Origin of the sequence: Paraburkholderia sp. SIMBA_053, from assembly GCF_046534895.1 — a bacterium.
In the GTDB taxonomy this organism is placed as follows: domain Bacteria; phylum Pseudomonadota; class Gammaproteobacteria; order Burkholderiales; family Burkholderiaceae; genus Paraburkholderia; species Paraburkholderia caledonica.
The window spans coordinates 1-257 of sequence record NZ_JAWRXU010001093.1; the positions used below are offsets into that span (position 1 = coordinate 1).

Annotated in this window: 1 protein-coding gene; it reads right to left on the bottom strand. The window is 66.9% G+C overall.

Features of this window, described 5'->3' with window-relative positions; translation table 11 throughout:
- Positions 1–257, bottom strand: a 257-nt coding sequence (locus SB753_RS39005; RefSeq protein ID WP_410805412.1) for an Ig-like domain-containing protein, incomplete at both ends; no start/stop codon positions are given.

Below are 257 nucleotides of genomic sequence, written 5' to 3' on the forward strand. Positions count from 1 at the left end.
GATCGGTCGGCGTGCACGACCATTCGCCATCGACGACGGTCGTCGTGCACAGCACGTTTCCGTCACCATCGGTCACCGTGATCGTGTCGCCATCGTCACCGGTGCCCGAGAAAGTCGGCGTCGCATCCGTCACCACAGCACCATCCGCCGGGCCAGGGATGACCGGAGCGGGCGAGGCCACCGTATCCACGGTCACATCGATCGGGTCGCCCGCCGTGGAGTTACCTGCGGGGTCAGTCGCCGTCGGCGTGATCGTG